This window comes from Actinoplanes cyaneus (assembly GCF_016862095.1).
Classification (GTDB): domain Bacteria; phylum Actinomycetota; class Actinomycetes; order Mycobacteriales; family Micromonosporaceae; genus Actinoplanes; species Actinoplanes cyaneus.
The window spans coordinates 123,035-137,382 of sequence record NZ_BOMH01000031.1; the positions used below are offsets into that span (position 1 = coordinate 123,035).

Annotated in this window: 15 protein-coding genes; 9 read left to right on the forward strand and 6 right to left on the reverse strand. The window is 71.4% G+C overall.

The features are described 5' to 3' along the window. Positions 1-199 precede the first annotated feature (199 nt). From Acy02nite_RS20685 to Acy02nite_RS20695, 3 genes are all read left to right on the forward strand, one after another. On the forward strand, positions 200-709 hold the full coding sequence (locus Acy02nite_RS20685) for a methylated-DNA--[protein]-cysteine S-methyltransferase (RefSeq protein WP_438820864.1): 510 nt from the start codon (positions 200-202) through the stop codon (positions 707-709). Positions 710-865: 156 nt separating this feature from the next. After that, positions 866-3,367, forward strand: a complete 2,502-nt coding sequence (gene valS / locus Acy02nite_RS20690; RefSeq protein WP_203742908.1) for a valine--tRNA ligase — start codon at positions 866-868, stop codon at positions 3,365-3,367. A 152-nt stretch (positions 3,368-3,519) separates the two neighbouring features. Beyond that, positions 3,520-4,101: a hypothetical protein gene (locus tag Acy02nite_RS20695; RefSeq protein WP_203742910.1), complete on the forward strand. Its 582-nt coding sequence runs from the start codon at positions 3,520-3,522 to the stop codon at positions 4,099-4,101. Positions 4,102-4,198: 97 nt separating this feature from the next. Here the strand turns inward: Acy02nite_RS20695 and Acy02nite_RS20700 are convergent, their stop codons facing one another. Next, entirely contained in the window at positions 4,199-4,975 is a 777-nt protein-coding gene (locus tag Acy02nite_RS20700; protein WP_203742912.1) for a DUF2076 domain-containing protein, read from the reverse strand. Between the two features lie 51 nt (positions 4,976-5,026). Between Acy02nite_RS20700 and Acy02nite_RS20705 the strand changes: the two genes are divergently transcribed. After that, on the forward strand, positions 5,027-6,163 hold the full coding sequence (locus tag Acy02nite_RS20705) for a DNA recombination protein RmuC (protein ID WP_203742914.1): 1,137 nt from the start codon (positions 5,027-5,029) through the stop codon (positions 6,161-6,163). On the opposite strand, the gene Acy02nite_RS20710 is transcribed toward Acy02nite_RS20705, so the two are convergent. Continuing rightward, positions 6,156-7,178: a 4-hydroxy-3-methylbut-2-enyl diphosphate reductase gene (locus Acy02nite_RS20710; protein ID WP_239175052.1), complete on the reverse strand. Its 1,023-nt coding sequence runs from the start codon at positions 7,176-7,178 to the stop codon at positions 6,156-6,158. The two genes, Acy02nite_RS20705 and Acy02nite_RS20710, sit on opposite strands and share 8 nt — an antisense overlap. Positions 7,179-7,219: 41 nt before the next feature. Between Acy02nite_RS20710 and Acy02nite_RS20715 the strand changes: the two genes are divergently transcribed. The 4 genes from Acy02nite_RS20715 (at position 7,220) to Acy02nite_RS20730 (ending at position 9,840) form a co-directional block, all read left to right on the forward strand. Then, complete coding sequence (locus Acy02nite_RS20715) at positions 7,220-7,681, forward strand: hypothetical protein (RefSeq protein ID WP_203742918.1); 462 nt, start codon at positions 7,220-7,222, stop codon at positions 7,679-7,681. A gap of 46 nt (positions 7,682-7,727) precedes the next feature. Next, positions 7,728-8,270 carry a hypothetical protein gene (locus Acy02nite_RS20720; protein ID WP_203742920.1) on the forward strand — a complete coding sequence of 181 codons (543 nt, stop codon included), beginning with the start codon at positions 7,728-7,730 and terminating at the stop codon, positions 8,268-8,270. 9 nt (positions 8,271-8,279) lie between these two features. Further along, a complete protein-coding gene (xseA, locus tag Acy02nite_RS20725; RefSeq protein WP_203742922.1) occupies positions 8,280-9,563 on the forward strand; it encodes an exodeoxyribonuclease VII large subunit in 1,284 nt (427 codons plus the stop codon). A gap of 76 nt (positions 9,564-9,639) precedes the next feature. Further along, positions 9,640-9,840 (forward strand): exodeoxyribonuclease VII small subunit, encoded by a 201-nt coding sequence (locus Acy02nite_RS20730; protein ID WP_203742924.1) that lies wholly within the window; start codon positions 9,640-9,642, stop codon positions 9,838-9,840. A 54-nt stretch (positions 9,841-9,894) separates the two neighbouring features. Here Acy02nite_RS20730 and Acy02nite_RS20735 read toward each other — a convergent pair whose 3' ends face one another. Further along, positions 9,895-10,620 carry a DUF4245 domain-containing protein gene (locus Acy02nite_RS20735; protein WP_239175046.1) on the reverse strand — a complete coding sequence of 242 codons (726 nt, stop codon included), beginning with the start codon at positions 10,618-10,620 and terminating at the stop codon, positions 9,895-9,897. A gap of 99 nt (positions 10,621-10,719) precedes the next feature. Between Acy02nite_RS20735 and glpX the strand changes: the two genes are divergently transcribed. Further along, a complete protein-coding gene (gene glpX, locus Acy02nite_RS20740; RefSeq protein ID WP_203742926.1) occupies positions 10,720-11,760 on the forward strand; it encodes a class II fructose-bisphosphatase in 1,041 nt (346 codons plus the stop codon). A gap of 122 nt (positions 11,761-11,882) precedes the next feature. Here glpX and Acy02nite_RS20745 read toward each other — a convergent pair whose 3' ends face one another. The 3 genes from Acy02nite_RS20745 to Acy02nite_RS20755 form a co-directional block, all read right to left on the reverse strand. After that, a complete protein-coding gene (locus tag Acy02nite_RS20745) occupies positions 11,883-12,497 on the reverse strand; it encodes a rhomboid family intramembrane serine protease (RefSeq protein ID WP_203742928.1) in 615 nt (204 codons plus the stop codon). 44 nt (positions 12,498-12,541) lie between these two features. After that, complete coding sequence (locus tag Acy02nite_RS20750; RefSeq protein ID WP_203742930.1) at positions 12,542-13,321, reverse strand: S1 family serine peptidase; 780 nt, start codon at positions 13,319-13,321, stop codon at positions 12,542-12,544. A gap of 67 nt (positions 13,322-13,388) precedes the next feature. After that, positions 13,389-14,108 carry an aggregation-promoting factor C-terminal-like domain-containing protein gene (locus tag Acy02nite_RS20755; RefSeq protein ID WP_203742932.1) on the reverse strand — a complete coding sequence of 240 codons (720 nt, stop codon included), beginning with the start codon at positions 14,106-14,108 and terminating at the stop codon, positions 13,389-13,391. Between the last annotated feature and the right edge of the window lie 240 nt (positions 14,109-14,348).

A 14,348-nucleotide genomic window follows, 5' to 3' on the forward strand; every position in this document is an offset into this window, starting at 1 on the left:
CCCATTGCCCGGTACGGATCCTGGCCCGCTCGCGAGCACGGGTCCGGACTTGGCAGCCAAGCTACCTCGCCGGCCGCCCCGGGAACGCGTTGTCCACAGGCCGAGCCTTTGTCCACAGGCGACGCAGAAAGTCGCTCGTGGCCGACGGGAATCCGCGAGGCTGTACCGCGCGAAGCCTGAGAAGAAGGAGCTGATGACCATGTTGCGTCATTCCACGATGGAGACCCCGGCCGGCCCGTTCACCCTGGTGGTCGCGGAGTCCGGCGCGGTCCGCGCGTCCGGTTTCACGACCGATCTACCCGGTTTGCTGCGGTTGATCCATCCACGTCTGCTGGAGGACTGGATTCCGGCTGATGACGTCGGCCCGGCGCAGGCCGCGGTGCGGGCCTACTTCGCTGGTGACCTGACCGCGTTGGATGCGGTGGCGGTGGAGCAGCACAGCGGCGGCGAGTTCATGGCGCACGCCTGGCAGGTGATGCGGGACATCAAGCCGGGTGATCCGGTGACCTATTCGCACTATGCGGGGCTGGCCGGCCGGCCGGCGGCGATCCGGGCGGCCGCCGCCGCGTGCGCGCGCAACGCGGTGGCGCTGATCGTGCCGTGTCACCGGGTGCTGCGCCTGGACGGATCGCTGGGCGGTTATCGATGGGGTCTGCCGGTCAAGTCCTGGCTGCTGGAGCACGAGTCGCCGGACCGGGGCACGCCGTGAGACCCGGACCGGCGCGACGGGACCCGGGATGGCACGGCAGCCGATGACGGTCGGCGTGATGCCGCCCGGTGGCGGGGCCGCACAACACTCCCGTGTGGACTCAGCGGCGGGGAAAACTGCTGGCAGCGGTCGTCTTGGCGAGCCTAGGGTGGCCGCATGAGCGATACGGGAACCGGGCGCCCCGGTCTCCCCGAGCGGCCGTCGCTGGACGGGCTCGAGGACAAGTGGGCGCCGCGCTGGCAGGAGGAGGGCACGTACACGTTCGACCGGCGGAAGGGGCGGTCTGACGTGTTCGCCATCGACACCCCTCCGCCGACCGTATCGGGCGCGTTGCACCTCGGGCACGTCTTCTCGTTCACCCACACCGACACGGTCGCGCGTTACCAGCGGATGCGCGGCAAGGCCGTCTTCTACCCGATGGGCTGGGACGACAACGGCCTGCCGACCGAGCGGCGGGTGCAGAAGGTGTATGGCGTCCGCTGTGATCCGTCGATGCCCTACGAGCCGGGCTGGCAGCCGCCGGCACGACCGCCGGCCTCACCGGTCGCGATCTCCCGGCGTAACTTCGTCGAGCTGTGCGGGCGGCTGACCGGCGAGGACGAGAAGGCGTACGAGGCGATCTGGCGGCGGCTCGGGTTGTCCGTCGACTGGGGGTTGACGTATACGACGATCGGCGACCACGCGCGGGCCGTCTCGCAGCGGGAGTTCCTGGCGAATCTGGCCCGTGGCGAGGCGTATTCGTCGGAGGCGCCGACGCTGTGGGATGTCGGCTTCCGCACCGCGGTCGCGCAGGCGGAGCTGGAGGATCGGGACCGTCCCGGCGCGTTCCACACGCTGCGCTTCCACGGGCCGGCCGGGCCGATCGACGTCGACACCACCCGGCCGGAGCTGCTGCCGGCGTGTGTCGCGCTGGTCCATCATCCCGGTGATCCGCGGTTCGCCGGCGTGACCTCGGCACGGTCCCCACTGTTCGGGGTCGAGGTCCCGGTCCTCGCGCATCCGCTGGCGGAGCCGGAGAAGGGCACCGGCATCGCGATGGTCTGTACGTTCGGTGACCTGACCGATGTCACCTGGTGGCGGGATCTGGGTCTGGGCACCCGGGTCGTCCTGGGACGGGACGGGCGTTTCCTACCGGAGTCACCGGCCGGCGTCCCGATGGCGGCTTATCGGCCGTTGGCCGGGCTGACCGGCGAGGCTGCCCGGCGGGAGATCGTCGAGCTGCTGCGCGCGTCGGGCGAGTTGGTCGGGGAGGTGCGGCCGGTCACGCATCCGGTGAAGTTCTACGAGCGGGGCGACGCGCCGCTGGAGATCGTCACGAGCCGTCAGTGGTTCATCCGCAACGGCGGGCGGGACGCGGAGCTGCGCGAGCGGCTGCTGGCCCGCGGCCGGGAGCTGCACTGGGTTCCGGAGCACATGCGGCACCGTTACGAGCGGTGGGTCGCCGGCCTGACCGGGGACTGGCTGATCAGCCGGCAGCGCTTCTTCGGCGTGCCGTTCCCGATCTGGTACCGGCTCGACGACGCTGGCGAGCCGGACCACGACCAGCTTCTCATACCGGACGATTCGGCACTGCCGGTCGACCCGACCTCTGACTGCCCGCCCGGGTTCGACGAGTCGATGCGGGACAGGCCCGGCGGCTTCACTGCCGATCCGGACGTCATGGACACGTGGGCCACGTCGTCGCTGACCCCGGAGATCAACGGGGTGGTCCCGATGGATCTGCGGCCGCAGGGCCAGGAGATCATCCGCACCTGGCTGTTCGCGTCGGTCCTGCGCGCCGAGCTGAGCCACGGGGTGCTGCCCTGGCACACCGCGGTCCTGTCGGGCTGGGTCGTCGACCCGCGCCACAAGAAGATGTCGAGCTCGGTGGGCAACGTCCTGACGCCGGACCAGCCGCTCGCGCGCTTCGGGGCGGACGCGGTGCGCTACTGGGCGGCGAGCGGACGGCCGGGTGTCGACACCACCTATGACGAGGGGCAGTTGAAGGTCGGGCGGCGGCTCGCGACGAAGCTGCTCAACGCGTCGAGGTTCGCGTTGGGCCTGGGCGCGGTGGACGCGCTCCGGCAGCCGGTCACCGAGCCGCTGGACCGGGCGATGCTCGGCCGGCTGGCCGGTGTCGTCACCACCGCGACGGAGGCGTTCGACCGGTTCGAGCACACCGACGCGCTGCAGGCGGCGGAGGCGTTCTTCTGGACGTTCTGCGACGACTACATCGAGCTGGTGAAGGACCGGGCGTATGCGACGGGCCCGGCCGGGGACTCGGCACGCGCCGCGCTGGCCACCGGCTTGTCCGTGCAGTTGCGGCTGTTCGCGCCGTTCCTGCCGTATGTGACGGAGGAGATCTGGTCGTGGTGGCGTTACGGCTCGGTGCACCGGTCGCCGTGGCCGACGAGGTATGAGTTGACCCGCATCGCGCCGGAGAGCGAGCCGGCGCTGCTGGACCTGGCCGGTGACGCGCTGCGCCAGGTCCGCAGGGCGAAGTCGGACCGCAAGCTGTCGATGCGGGCCGAGGTTCCGCTCGCCGAGGCGCTCGGGCCGGGCCCGCTGCTCGACCAGCTCCAGCTGATCGGCGGCGACGTCCGCGCCGCCGGGCGGATCGCCCAGCTCGATCTGCTCCGGGACCGGACACCGGAGTTGGTGATCGCCTGCGCGTTCTGAGGCCGGCCCAGCGGAGACCGGACCTGAGGAAGTCGATCGCGGTCGCGGTCGGGGCCGCGGTTCCGGTCGGGGCCGCAGCCCCGACCGGGGTTCCGGTGGCAAATGCGGCGATCCCGGGAGCGGAGGCCGTGGTTCGGTCCACCATAGGAGGCATGCCGATCGCCCCGGAGGAGGTCGAGGCGCCGGCCGGGGACACCACGCTGTTCCGGTCGTCGCCGGCCCGGACGTTCGTCGCGGTGTTCGCCGTGCTGATGCTGTCGTACCTGGTGGTGTCGCCGATCGTGGGCCGGCTGGCCCGGGACACCGGTGACCCGTGGTGGGTGACCGCCCTGCAGGCGGTGGTCGTCGGAGGTGCGGTCGCCGCGTTCTACTCGCTGTCCGCGCGGGCCGCGCTGACCACCTGGGTCCGGGTGTCGGCCGGCGGGCTGGAACTGGCCGCGCAGGGCAGTGACCCGGTGATGCTGGCCTGGGAGGACGTGGCCGCCGTGACGGTGCGCCGCAGCGGCCTGCGCACCGTGCTCGAGGTCACGCCGGTGGACATGGACCGTGTCCACCCGGTGCAGGGCTCGGGTGCGGGCTGGCCGGCGCAGACCGTCACGTCGCGCGGGCCGGCGTTCGTGGCCGATCTGAGCCAGATCTGGCCCGGCCCGCGGGCGTTGCGCCGGGAGCTGACCCGGCGCCTGCATCCCTACCCGCGGCCGACCGCCGACCTCCGGCCGCCGCAGCCCTGGTAAATCGGCTCTGGCGGACCAGCGCCGGCGAGCCAGCGCCGGTGGGTCAGCGCCGGTGGGTCAGCGCCGGCGGATCGGCGCTGGTAGACCAGCGGGACGGTCAGAAGTCGCCGCCGAAATCGCCGCCGCCGAAGTCGCCGCCACCCCAGCCGCCACCGTCTCCGCCGCCGCTGTCTCCCCCGCCGCCGCCGAAGTCACCGAGGCCGTTGGTGTCGACGTCGTTGCCGGCGTCGAACCCGTCCTGGTAACCGTCGGCGTAGCCGCCGACGTCACCGAAGGCCGGCGAGAACAGCGCGTCGAAGATCAGCATGCCGCCGAGCACACCGGCGCCGGTGCCGAGCGCGGTCTTCCAGACCGGCTGCGAATACCACCCCGAGGGCACCGGGCGGCCCTGCACCCGGCCGCCGGGGTAGTAGTACGGAGTTTCCGGGCCGGGCTGCGGGCCGGCTTTGTAGGCGTGCCCCTGCACGCTGACCTCGCGTTCCTGGGTGAGCTGCCCGGCGCCGCGGGCCGCGGCGAGCGGGGGCAGGTCAGGGCCGGGGTCCAGACCCAAGGCGAGGCGGGCCGCCCGGACATAGGTCAGTCCCTCCAGCGACGACTCGCGGGCCAGCTCGAACTGTCGCACCGAGGTGGCCTGCTGCAACTGGCCGCCGGCCGCGTTGTACCGCTCGCTCGCGTCGGCCAGGGCCTGCCGGGCGGCCGGCTCGTCGGCGTGCAGGTTCAACACCTGGCCGCCGAGCCGTTCATACCACCTCTGGGCCTCGGCCCGGGCGTCCTCGAGCTGGGTCTGCTTGATTTTGCCGCCGCCGCGCTGGGCGCTGACGACGACCAGGGCGACGATCGCGACGATGGCCAGGATGAGCAACACGCCGTTCATGTTTTCCAAAGTACCCGCGGCGGTCTTGTCGTACCGGTCTGGCAATCTGCGATGGTGACGTACTCGACGCTCGGCGTGATCCTGCTCTGTCTGGCGGCCGGCGCCGCCCTGGGCTGGCTGGCGGCCCGTGCCCGTGCCGCTGCCGACATCGCCCGGCTGGAGGCGACGGTGGCCGCGTCCCGTGACGGCGAGCAGCGGCTGGAGCAGTCGATGCGGGCGCTGTCCTATGAGGCGACCGTCCAGTCGCAGGAGGCGGTGGCCCGGGCCGTCGCGCCGTTGCAGGACACGCTGCGGCGCTACGAGCAGCGGGTCGCCGATCTGGAGCGGGACCGGGTCGACGCGTATGCGGAGCTGCGTGAGCAGGTGCGGGCCATGGGCGCGGTCTCCACCGAGTTGCGCGGCGAGACCCGGCAGCTGGTGTCGGCGCTGCGCACGCCGCAGGTCCGTGGCCGCTGGGGGGAGCACCAGCTGCGGCGGATCGTGGAGGCGGCCGGGCTGCTGGAGCACTGCGACTTCGCCGAGCAGGTCACCGGTGAGACCGATCATCAGGGGGTCCGGCCCGACCTGGTGGTCCGCCTGCACGGCGGCCGGACCGTGGTGGTGGACGCGAAGGCCCCGCTGGAGGGTTACCTGTCCGCGATGGAGGCCCGGGACGAACGTGACCGGGATCTCTATCTGGATCAGCACGCCCGGCATCTGCGGGCGCATGTGGACGCGCTGTCGGCCAAGGAGTATTGGACGGCTTTCGCGTCGTCGCCCGACTTCGTGGTGCTCTTCGTCCCGGCCGACCCGTTCCTGGACGCCGCTCTGCAGCGCGACCCGGTCCTGATGGAGTATGCGTTCCGTCGCAACGTCGTGATGACCACCCCGGCGACGCTGATCGCAATGCTGCGCACCGTCGCGTTCTCCTGGCGGCAGGAGACGCTGACCGGCAACGCGGTGGCGGTGCACAACCTGGCGCGGGAGCTCTACGGCCGGCTGGCCACCATGGGTGACCACGTGAGCCGGCTCGGCGTCTCCCTGAATGGGGCGGTCAGCGCGTACAACAAAGCGGTCGGCTCGCTGGAGTCGCGGGTGCTGGTCAGCGCCCGCAAGCTCGCCGAGATGGGCGTCTCGGACGAGGAGCTGGCGCAGCCACCCCAGATCGAGGTGGCCCCGCGCCAGCCCCAGGCGCCCGAGCTCAGCTAGCGGCGCGCGCCGCGGCGGCGGCCTTCATGTCGCGGCGCAGTTCCTGCGGCAGGGAGAAGGTGAGCCGCTCCTCGGCGGTGGTGAACTCGGTGACCTCGCCGAAGCCACGCTCGGCGAGGTGCGCGAGCACCTCCATGACCAGCTCGTCCGGCACGCTCGCGCCGGAGGAGACCCCGACCGTGGTGGCGCCCTCGAGCCACGAGTCCTGGATCTCGGCGGCGTAATCGACCAGGTGACCGGCGCGGGCGCCGGCGCCGAGGGCGACCTCGACCAGGCGCACCGAGTTCGACGAGTTGGTCGATCCGACCACGATCACCACGTCGCACTCGGGCGCGATCTCCTTGATCACGTGCTGCCGGTTGGAGGTGGCGTAGCAGATGTCGTCGCTGGGCGGGGACTGCAGCAGCGGCAGCCTCGTCTTGAGCCGGGCCACGGTCTCCATCGTCTCGTCGACCGAGAGCGTGGTCTGCGACAGCCAGACCACCTTCGACGGGTCGCGGACGACGACGTTCTCCACGTCGTCGGGGCCGTCGACGAGTTGGATGTGCGCGGGGGCCTCGCCGGAGGTGCCGATGACCTCCTCGTGCCCCTCGTGGCCGATCAGCAGGATGTCGTAATCCTCGGCGGCGAACCGCTTGGCCTCGTGGTGCACCTTCGTGACCAGGGGGCACGTCGCGTCGATGGCCTTGAGGTTGCGCTCGCGGGCCTGGTCGTGCACCTCGGGCGCGACGCCGTGCGCGGAGAAGACGACCGTGGAGCCCTCGGGGACCTCGTAGTTCTCCTCGACGAAGATCGCGCCACGGGCCTCGAGCGTGCTGACCACGTGCTTGTTGTGCACGATCTGCTTGCGCACGTAGACCGGGGCGCCGTAGAGCTTCAGCGCCTCCTCGACGGTCTGCACCGCACGATCCACGCCGGCGCAGTAACCACGCGGCTTGGCGAGCAACACCCGCTTACGAGCTTCAGTCACCCGGCAATGGTACGTGCCCCGCTCGGCGCCCCGCTCTTCTGCGATCAGCGCCACAACGGTGGTGGCCGGATGGTAGACATCGCGTCGTGACACCCGACCCGAAGATCGCCGACCATCCGGTTCCCGTGCTGATCGGGGCGCCCTCGTGTGCGGCCGGCGTGATCGCCGTCGTGTTCACCCCGGCCGGGCTGGTGCCGCTCGCCGCCGGTCTGGCGCTGGTCTTCTGGCACCGGCTGCGCCCTTCGGCCGCCGGGTCCGCCGTGGGCGCGGTGGCCGGTGCGGCGGCGGGCACGTTCGGGACTCTCGCGGTGCGTACGGAGAAGCTCTGTTGCATGTTCGGCTGGTCCGAGAGTCGTGGCGGGCCGTATGCGTGGCTGTCGCGCTCGGGCGTCGCGGACACGCCCGGGGCGGCGCGCGAGCTGGCGGTCGCGGCCGGATGGCGGCCCGACGTGGTGCACCTGCTCATGGACGTGGCCTTCTGGGCGTACGCCGGATTCCTGATCGTCGTCGTGGCGGGTCTGGCCTGGCGGGCACGTCCCGGCCGATGATCCGTTTCGCCCCGAACGGGTGGTAATCGGCGGGATACTCGGGTTCATGACAGCCGAGCGGGACGACGGGTGGCCCTCGATCCCGACCGTGCTGCGCGTCATGACCGGCTGGTTCCTGTTCGGCGTCGGCGTGCTCGACCTGGCGACCGGTGCCGACGGCGTGGTCTTCGTGGTGTTCCACGTGATGGTGGCCCTCGGCGGGGTGGTGCTGCTCGGGCTGCACCGGGTTCGCCCGAGCCGGGCCGGCTACCTCGCGGCCGCCCTGGTGACCGTGGCCGGGCTCGGCGCCGGGCTGCTGGTCGACACCGATCGGTGCTGCCTCGCCGACTATCCGCAGCGCCGCGGCTTCCCGTTCCCGTTCCTCGGCCTCGGTCGCGGCGTGCACCCCGACCTGCGTCAGCTCGGCTCTGACCTGGTGTTCTGGGCGTGTGCGGGACTGGTGGCGACGGTTCTCGTGCGAGCTGTCGAGAAACAGCTGCCCGAGCGGCGTACGCCGGTGGACCTCGACGACTACGTCGGCCGTCACGCCGAGCCGCACGCGTACGTGGCGCAGCATCGCGCCGACGAGAATGTCGGTGGGCTGACCTAGTCTGGCCGGGTGAACGAAGCCCAGGCAGCCACCACGGCGTCGACGGGAGCTGCCCCGTCGGCGAGTGCCGGTCCTCCGAAGAGCACGGCGGACGATCCGTGGCCGGTGCGCGTCGTCAGCCAGAAGATCGGCGCCTGGATCACCAAGCTCGGCTGGGTGTGGGTGGACGGGCAGGTCGCCCAGATCAACCGTCGCTCCGGCTCCCGCGGCCTGATCTTCATGACCGTGCGCGACCCCGCCGCGAATCTCAGCCTCACCGTCACCACCAGCGAGGACGTGCTCGAGGCGGGTGCACCGGAGCTGGCCGAGGGCGATCGGGTCACGCTGCACGCCAAGCCGGAGTTCTATCCGGCTCGTGGCACGCTCAGCCTGCGCGCCGACGAGATCCGTCAGGTCGGCCTCGGTGAGCTGCTGCTGCGGCTGGAGCGGCTGAAGAAGCTGCTCGAGGCCGAGGGCCTGTTCGACCGCCGCCGCAAGCGCCCGCTGCCGTTCCTGCCGAACCGGATCGGCCTGATCACCGGGCAGAACACCGCGGCCGAGCGGGATGTCCTGATGAACGTGCGCCGCCGCTGGCCGGGCGCCGAGTTCCGGGTCGCGCACGTCGCCGTGCAGGGGCCGAGCGCGGTGTCGCAGATCCTCGGCGCGCTCAAGGTCCTCGACGAGGACGAGTCCGTCGACGTGATCGTGATCGCCCGCGGCGGCGGCAGCGTGGAGGATCTGCTGCCCTTCTCCGACGAGGCGCTGTGCCGGGCGGTGTTCGCGGCGCGCACGCCGGTGGTCAGCGCGATCGGCCACGACCCGGACACCCCGCTGCTGGACTATGTGTCCGACTTCCGCGCCTCCACGCCGACCGACGCCGCCAAGCGGATCGTCCCCGACCTGGCCGACGAGATCGACCGGATCTCCGAGGCACGTCACCGGCTGGACCGCGCGATCCTGACGAAGATCGACCGGGAGCGGCAGCGGATCGACGCGTGGCGCTCCCGGCCCGTCCTGGCCCGGCCGGAGACGCTGGTCGAGCAGCGGGCCGACGAGGTGACCGCGCTGCGCGACCGGGCCGTCCGCAGTCTGGAGCACCGGGTCCGGCGCGCCGACGACGAGCTGCGGCACACGCTGGCCCGGCTGCGGGCGCTGTCGCCGCTGGCCACGTTGCAGCGGGGCTACGCGATCGTGCAGCGCGGCGATGGTCACGTGGTGCGCGCGGCCGGCGAGGTCGGCGCGGGTGATCCGCTGCGGATCCGGGTGGCCGAGGGCGGGATCACGGCCGTGGTCACCGCCGGGGACGACGCGTGAGCGTCCGGCGGGCGACGCTCGCGGGCGTGGTGACCAGTGACGCGCTGAAGACAGCGGTTGATGCGGGAGAGGGCGAATGAGCGACGAGAGTCTGAGCTACGAGCAGGCACGGACCGAGCTGGCCGAGGTGGTGGGCCGGTTGGAGCAGGGCGGCGGGAGCCTGGAGGAGTCGCTGGCGCTGTGGGAGCGCGGCGAGAAACTGGCCGACATCTGCCAGAAGTGGCTGGACGGCGCCCGGGAGCGCATCGACGCCGCCCGGGCGGCCCGCAACAGCTGATCGGCCGTGTCCGGTGCCCCGTGACGCCGCGCCTGCCGGGTGCGTTCCGTGCTCCTACTTCAGGGAGCCGGCGAGGGTCTCCAGGTTCTTCTGGCCGGTCTTGCCGATGATCAGGACCGTGCGGCCGGCCTCGGTGAGGATCAGGGCGGTCTCGTCCGGGCGGCCGCTGTAGGCCAGCCAGGAGCGGGCGTCGGTGCGGTAGGCCCCGGTGCGCTTGCCCTCCTTGCCGACCTCGGCGGGGACGAGGGTGTCCGCCGGGGTGGTGCTCTCCACGAGCTGGACCGGGTTGTCGTCCGGGTCGACGTAGCCCAGGCGCAGGGTGGCGCCCCCGGCCTCGCGCTTGAAGGTGGCCGCGGTGACCCGCCAGTCCGGTCCCAGCCCGGCCGGGGCCAGGACGGTGAACTGCTTCGACGCGAGCTGGATCGACGAGGACGGGTCGACGGTCAGCGGCTCGTCGCCGTCGAGGACCACCCGGTAGAAGATCAGCAGCAACGCGATCGGCACCATCAGCACCAGCAGCGACATGGCCATGTCGCGGGGCGAGCGGCCCTCGCGCTTGGTCAGGCGCGGCGTGGCCGGTGCGGGCTCGTCCCCGGCGACCGGCACGCCGGTGGCGACGGGAACGGAGAGAGCGTCGATCACGTCGGGTGCGCTCGAACCACCGGCACGGCCCGGGGCGGCGGAACCGCTCGGCGCAGCCGCGTCGTCCGGCGTGGCCGGCGCGGGCTGGGCGGGCGCCGGGGAAGCGGTCGGCAGGGGTTCGGTAGCAGCGGGTTCCACGTGCTCATTGTTAACCATGTCGCTGAACCGGGACTTGGCAGTCCTCAGGTGCCAGGATCAGGGGAACCACCAGCCCCGCAAAGACGCGAGGAGGCCGACATGCCTGCACGGGTTCCCCAGGATCTCGACCGTAACATCGCCCTCGACCTGGTCCGCGTGACCGAGGCCGCCGCCATGGCCGCCGGCCGATGGGTCGGGCGCGGCGACAAGAACGGCGGTGACGGCGCGGCCGTCGACGCCATGCGCAAGCTCATCAACTCGATCCAGATGCGGGGCGTCGTCGTCATCGGCGAGGGGGAGAAGGACGAGGCCCCGATGCTCTACAACGGCGAGCAGGTCGGTGACGGCACCGGGCCGGAGGTCGACGTCGCGGTCGACCCGGTCGACGGCACCACGCTGATGAGCAAGGGCATGCCGGGCGCCGTCGCGGTCCTCGCGGTCGCCGAGCGCGGCGCGATGTTCGATCCGAGCGCGGTGTTCTACATGGACAAGATCGCCGTCGGGCCGGACTGCGCCGACGTGATCGACATCAACGCCGGCGCGACGGAGAACCTGCGCCGGATCGCGAAGGCGAAGCGGTCCAGCGTCTCCGACGTGACCGTCTGCATCCTGGACCGGCCCCGGCACGCGAAGCTGGTCGAGGAGGTCCGGCAGGCGGGCGCGAACATCAAGTTCATCTCGGACGGTGACATCGCCGGGGCGATCTCGGCGGCCCGGGCGGAGTCCGACGTCGACGTGCTGATGGGCATCGGTGGCACGCCCGAGGGCATCACAGCGGCCTGCGCGATCAAGTGTCTGGGCGGCATGATCCAGGCCAAGCTGTGGCCGCTCGACGACTCGGAGCGGCAGAAGGCGCTGGACGGCGGCCACGACCTGGATCGGGTGCTGACCACCGACGATCTGGTCACCGGCGACAACTGCTTCTTCGTGGCGACCGGGGTGACCTCGGGTGACCTGCTCAAGGGGGTGCGGTATCGCTCGGGCGGGGCGCACACCCAGTCGATCGTGATGCGGTCGAAGAGCGGGACGATCCGGGTGATCGACTCGTATCACCGGCTGGAGAAGCTCGCGCTCTACTCCGCGGTGGACTTCGACGGGCACCTGCCGACGGTGCCGATCGGCGACGAGCCGGTCATCTGATCTCCGGGTGAGGCAGGTCCGGGTGTCGCCCGGGCCTGCCCGCACACGTCACGCGCGCGGGCTGCCCGCATACGTCACGCCGGGCGGACCGGCCGTGCTCGCCGCCGGGCCGCGGGAGTGGATCAGCGGCGGCGGAACAGGAACGCGGCGATCAGGCCGCCGGCCAGGCCGAACGCGTGCCCCTGCCAGGAGATCGCGCTGTCGGTCGGCAGGATGTTGTAGATCTGGTACCAGTAGAGGAGCCCGATGAACGCGGCGACCGCGAGGCTCCACCAGCTGCGCTCGACGAAACCGCGGGCGAAGAGCAGGCCGAGATAGCCGAAGATCACGCCGCTGGCGCCGACCACGACCGTGCCCGGGTCGCCGGTGAACCAGACGCCGAGACCGCTGACCAGCATGATCGTCAGGGTCGACCAGATGAACCGGCGGGCGCCGCCGGCCAGGGCGAACGTGCCGACCAGGATGAGCGGCACCGCGTTGCCGTAGAGGTGGTCCCACCCGTCGTGCAGCAGCGGGCTCAGCAGCACGCCGTCCAGGCCGTCGACGCGGCCCGGGATGATGCCGCCGGCCACGTCGAGGGTGCCGCGGCCGACCGCCACGTCCAGCGCCTCGATCAGGAACAGGATCGGGACGACCGCGCACATGGTGACGAACGCGCGCCCCATGGACGCGTAGAACGCGTCGGTGCCGAACCTCGGAGCCTGTTCGGTACGCGTGTCGGCCGGCCCGTAGCTCATGACTCGATGGTTCCAGGCGTTCGGGCGAGCGGCCACTCGCGCGATCAGGCGATCTTGCGGGTGGCGGCGAGGATGGCCGTACGGAATCGGGAGATCTGGGTGTAAACCCCCGGATAGGCATCACGGGCGCAGCCCAGCCCCCAGCTCACGATGCCGACCTGCGCCCATCGGCCCTCCTTGTCGCGCCGCACCATCGGCCCGCCGGAGTCGCCCTGGCAGGTGTCCACGCCGTGCCGCGCGGCGCAGATCGAGTCCTCTGTGACCAGTGCGATCTTGGTGGGCAGGTACGCCTTGGCGCACGTGTCGTCCGGGATGGTGGACACCGTCGCGTAGTGCAGCCGCCGCTCCTGGCGCAGCGATCCCTCCCCGGTCTGCCCCCAGCCCATGACGGTGACGTCGCCGGTGTCACCGGACGCGTCCGGCACCAGGTCGAGCGTCGGCAGGCCGAGCGCCCGATCGAGTTTGATCACCGCCCAGTCGTCGCCACGGGTCTCGGTGACGAAGCCGGGCGCACGGATCACCGCGACGGAGTGCGCGGTGACGGCGCCCCGGGCTTCGAGGTCGGCGACGCCGGCGGTCACCGTGATCTTCTTGTTGGGTCCGGTGGGTCCGACGCAGTGGCCGGCGGTGAGCACCACCCGGGGTGCGGTGAGCGCGCCGCCGCAGCCCGTGGAGAGCCGCACGGCCCACGGGAACTCACCGGTCTTGGCCTCGTTGCCGCCGACGACTTCGAGGACCGGCGGCCGGTCGGCGCCCGCGTATGTCGGCACGTCGCCGGAGGCGAGGAGGATCGCCAGGGCAATCAGAGGGACATTTCGGACCATGCGGGCATTTGATCACAATGGAACGGGGCCGCGCGGAATGCCGCGCGGCCCCGTTATCCAAGCGTGCTCAGTACCAGCCGACGCTCTCGGAGTGGTTCCAGGCGCCGCACGGCGTCGAGTAACGACCCTCGATGTAGTTGAGACCCCACTTGATCTGCGTGGCCGGGTTGGTCTTCCAGTCCGACGCGATCGAGGCCATCTTGTTGCCCGGCAGGGCCTGCGGAATCCCGTACGCCCCGGAGCTGGTGTTGGTGGCCTTGTAGTTCCAGCCGCTCTCGCGCTTCCACAGCTTGTCGAGGCACGGGAACTGATCGATCTTGAAGCCGGCGTCCAGCATCAGCGCGCAGCCGACGCCCCGGGAGCCCGAGTACTCGTTGCAGGAGGACGGGATGTCACCGGTGTACGGCACCTCGGCGCCGGACTCGGCGGCCTTCTTCGCCTCGGCCGCCTTCTTCTCGTCCTCGGCCTTCTTCTTCGCGGCAGCGGTCGCGATCGCCGCCTTCTCGAGAGTGAGCGCCTTGGTGGCGGCCGCCTTGGCCTCCTCGGCAGCCTTGCCGGCCGCGGCGTTCTCCGCCGAGCTGCGGTAGGCGCGAGCGGCGGCATGCTCGTTCTGCCGCTGCTTCAGCAGGGTGACCTCTTCCTCGTTCGCCTGCATGACGAACTGGGCAGAGTTGCTCTGCTGCTGATCGTCCCGGTCCTGTCCGAGGTACACACCGCCGCCGAGTCCCGCCACCAGCAGGCCGACAGACGCCGTGCGAACTCCGAGCCGGCTCCAGAGCCGATTCACGAAGATTCCCTTCGTCGGGGGCAATGACGCGGCGGGCCACCGCTGGTCAGCGGAGTATCCGTGCCGCGAGCACCGCGATCCCGCGCGGGATCTGTCCTGCCGGCTGGTCGATCTCCGACTTCACTGCCACGGCACGGTGCCCGCCAGACACCATGCCGTGGCGTGAGAGGGATGTGAAATGCCAACGCGGATCTGTGACTTTAGTCACGGCCATTTTCCCTACAATCAGGACAAAGACCC

What these genes read in the sequence shown, in the direction of transcription:
- Acy02nite_RS20705 (WP_203742914.1), top strand. Translation starts at nt 5,027, where the DNA reads ATGGTGACGTACTCGACGCTCGGCGTGATCCTGCTCTGTCTGGCGGCC.
- Acy02nite_RS20685 (WP_438820864.1), top strand. Translation starts at nt 200, where the DNA reads ATGTTGCGTCATTCCACGATGGAGACCCCGGCCGGCCCGTTCACCCTG.
- Acy02nite_RS20745 (WP_203742928.1), bottom strand. Translation starts at nt 12,497, where the DNA reads ATGAGCTACGGGCCGGCCGACACGCGTACCGAACAGGCTCCGAGGTTC.
- glpX (WP_203742926.1), top strand. Translation starts at nt 10,720, where the DNA reads ATGCCTGCACGGGTTCCCCAGGATCTCGACCGTAACATCGCCCTCGAC.
- Acy02nite_RS20700 (WP_203742912.1), bottom strand. Translation starts at nt 4,975, where the DNA reads ATGAACGGCGTGTTGCTCATCCTGGCCATCGTCGCGATCGTCGCCCTG.
- Acy02nite_RS20695 (WP_203742910.1), top strand. Translation starts at nt 3,520, where the DNA reads ATGCCGATCGCCCCGGAGGAGGTCGAGGCGCCGGCCGGGGACACCACG.
- Acy02nite_RS20720 (WP_203742920.1), top strand. Translation starts at nt 7,728, where the DNA reads ATGACAGCCGAGCGGGACGACGGGTGGCCCTCGATCCCGACCGTGCTG.
- Acy02nite_RS20730 (WP_203742924.1), top strand. Translation starts at nt 9,640, where the DNA reads ATGAGCGACGAGAGTCTGAGCTACGAGCAGGCACGGACCGAGCTGGCC.
- valS (WP_203742908.1), top strand. Translation starts at nt 866, where the DNA reads ATGAGCGATACGGGAACCGGGCGCCCCGGTCTCCCCGAGCGGCCGTCG.
- Acy02nite_RS20750 (WP_203742930.1), bottom strand. Translation starts at nt 13,321, where the DNA reads ATGGTCCGAAATGTCCCTCTGATTGCCCTGGCGATCCTCCTCGCCTCC.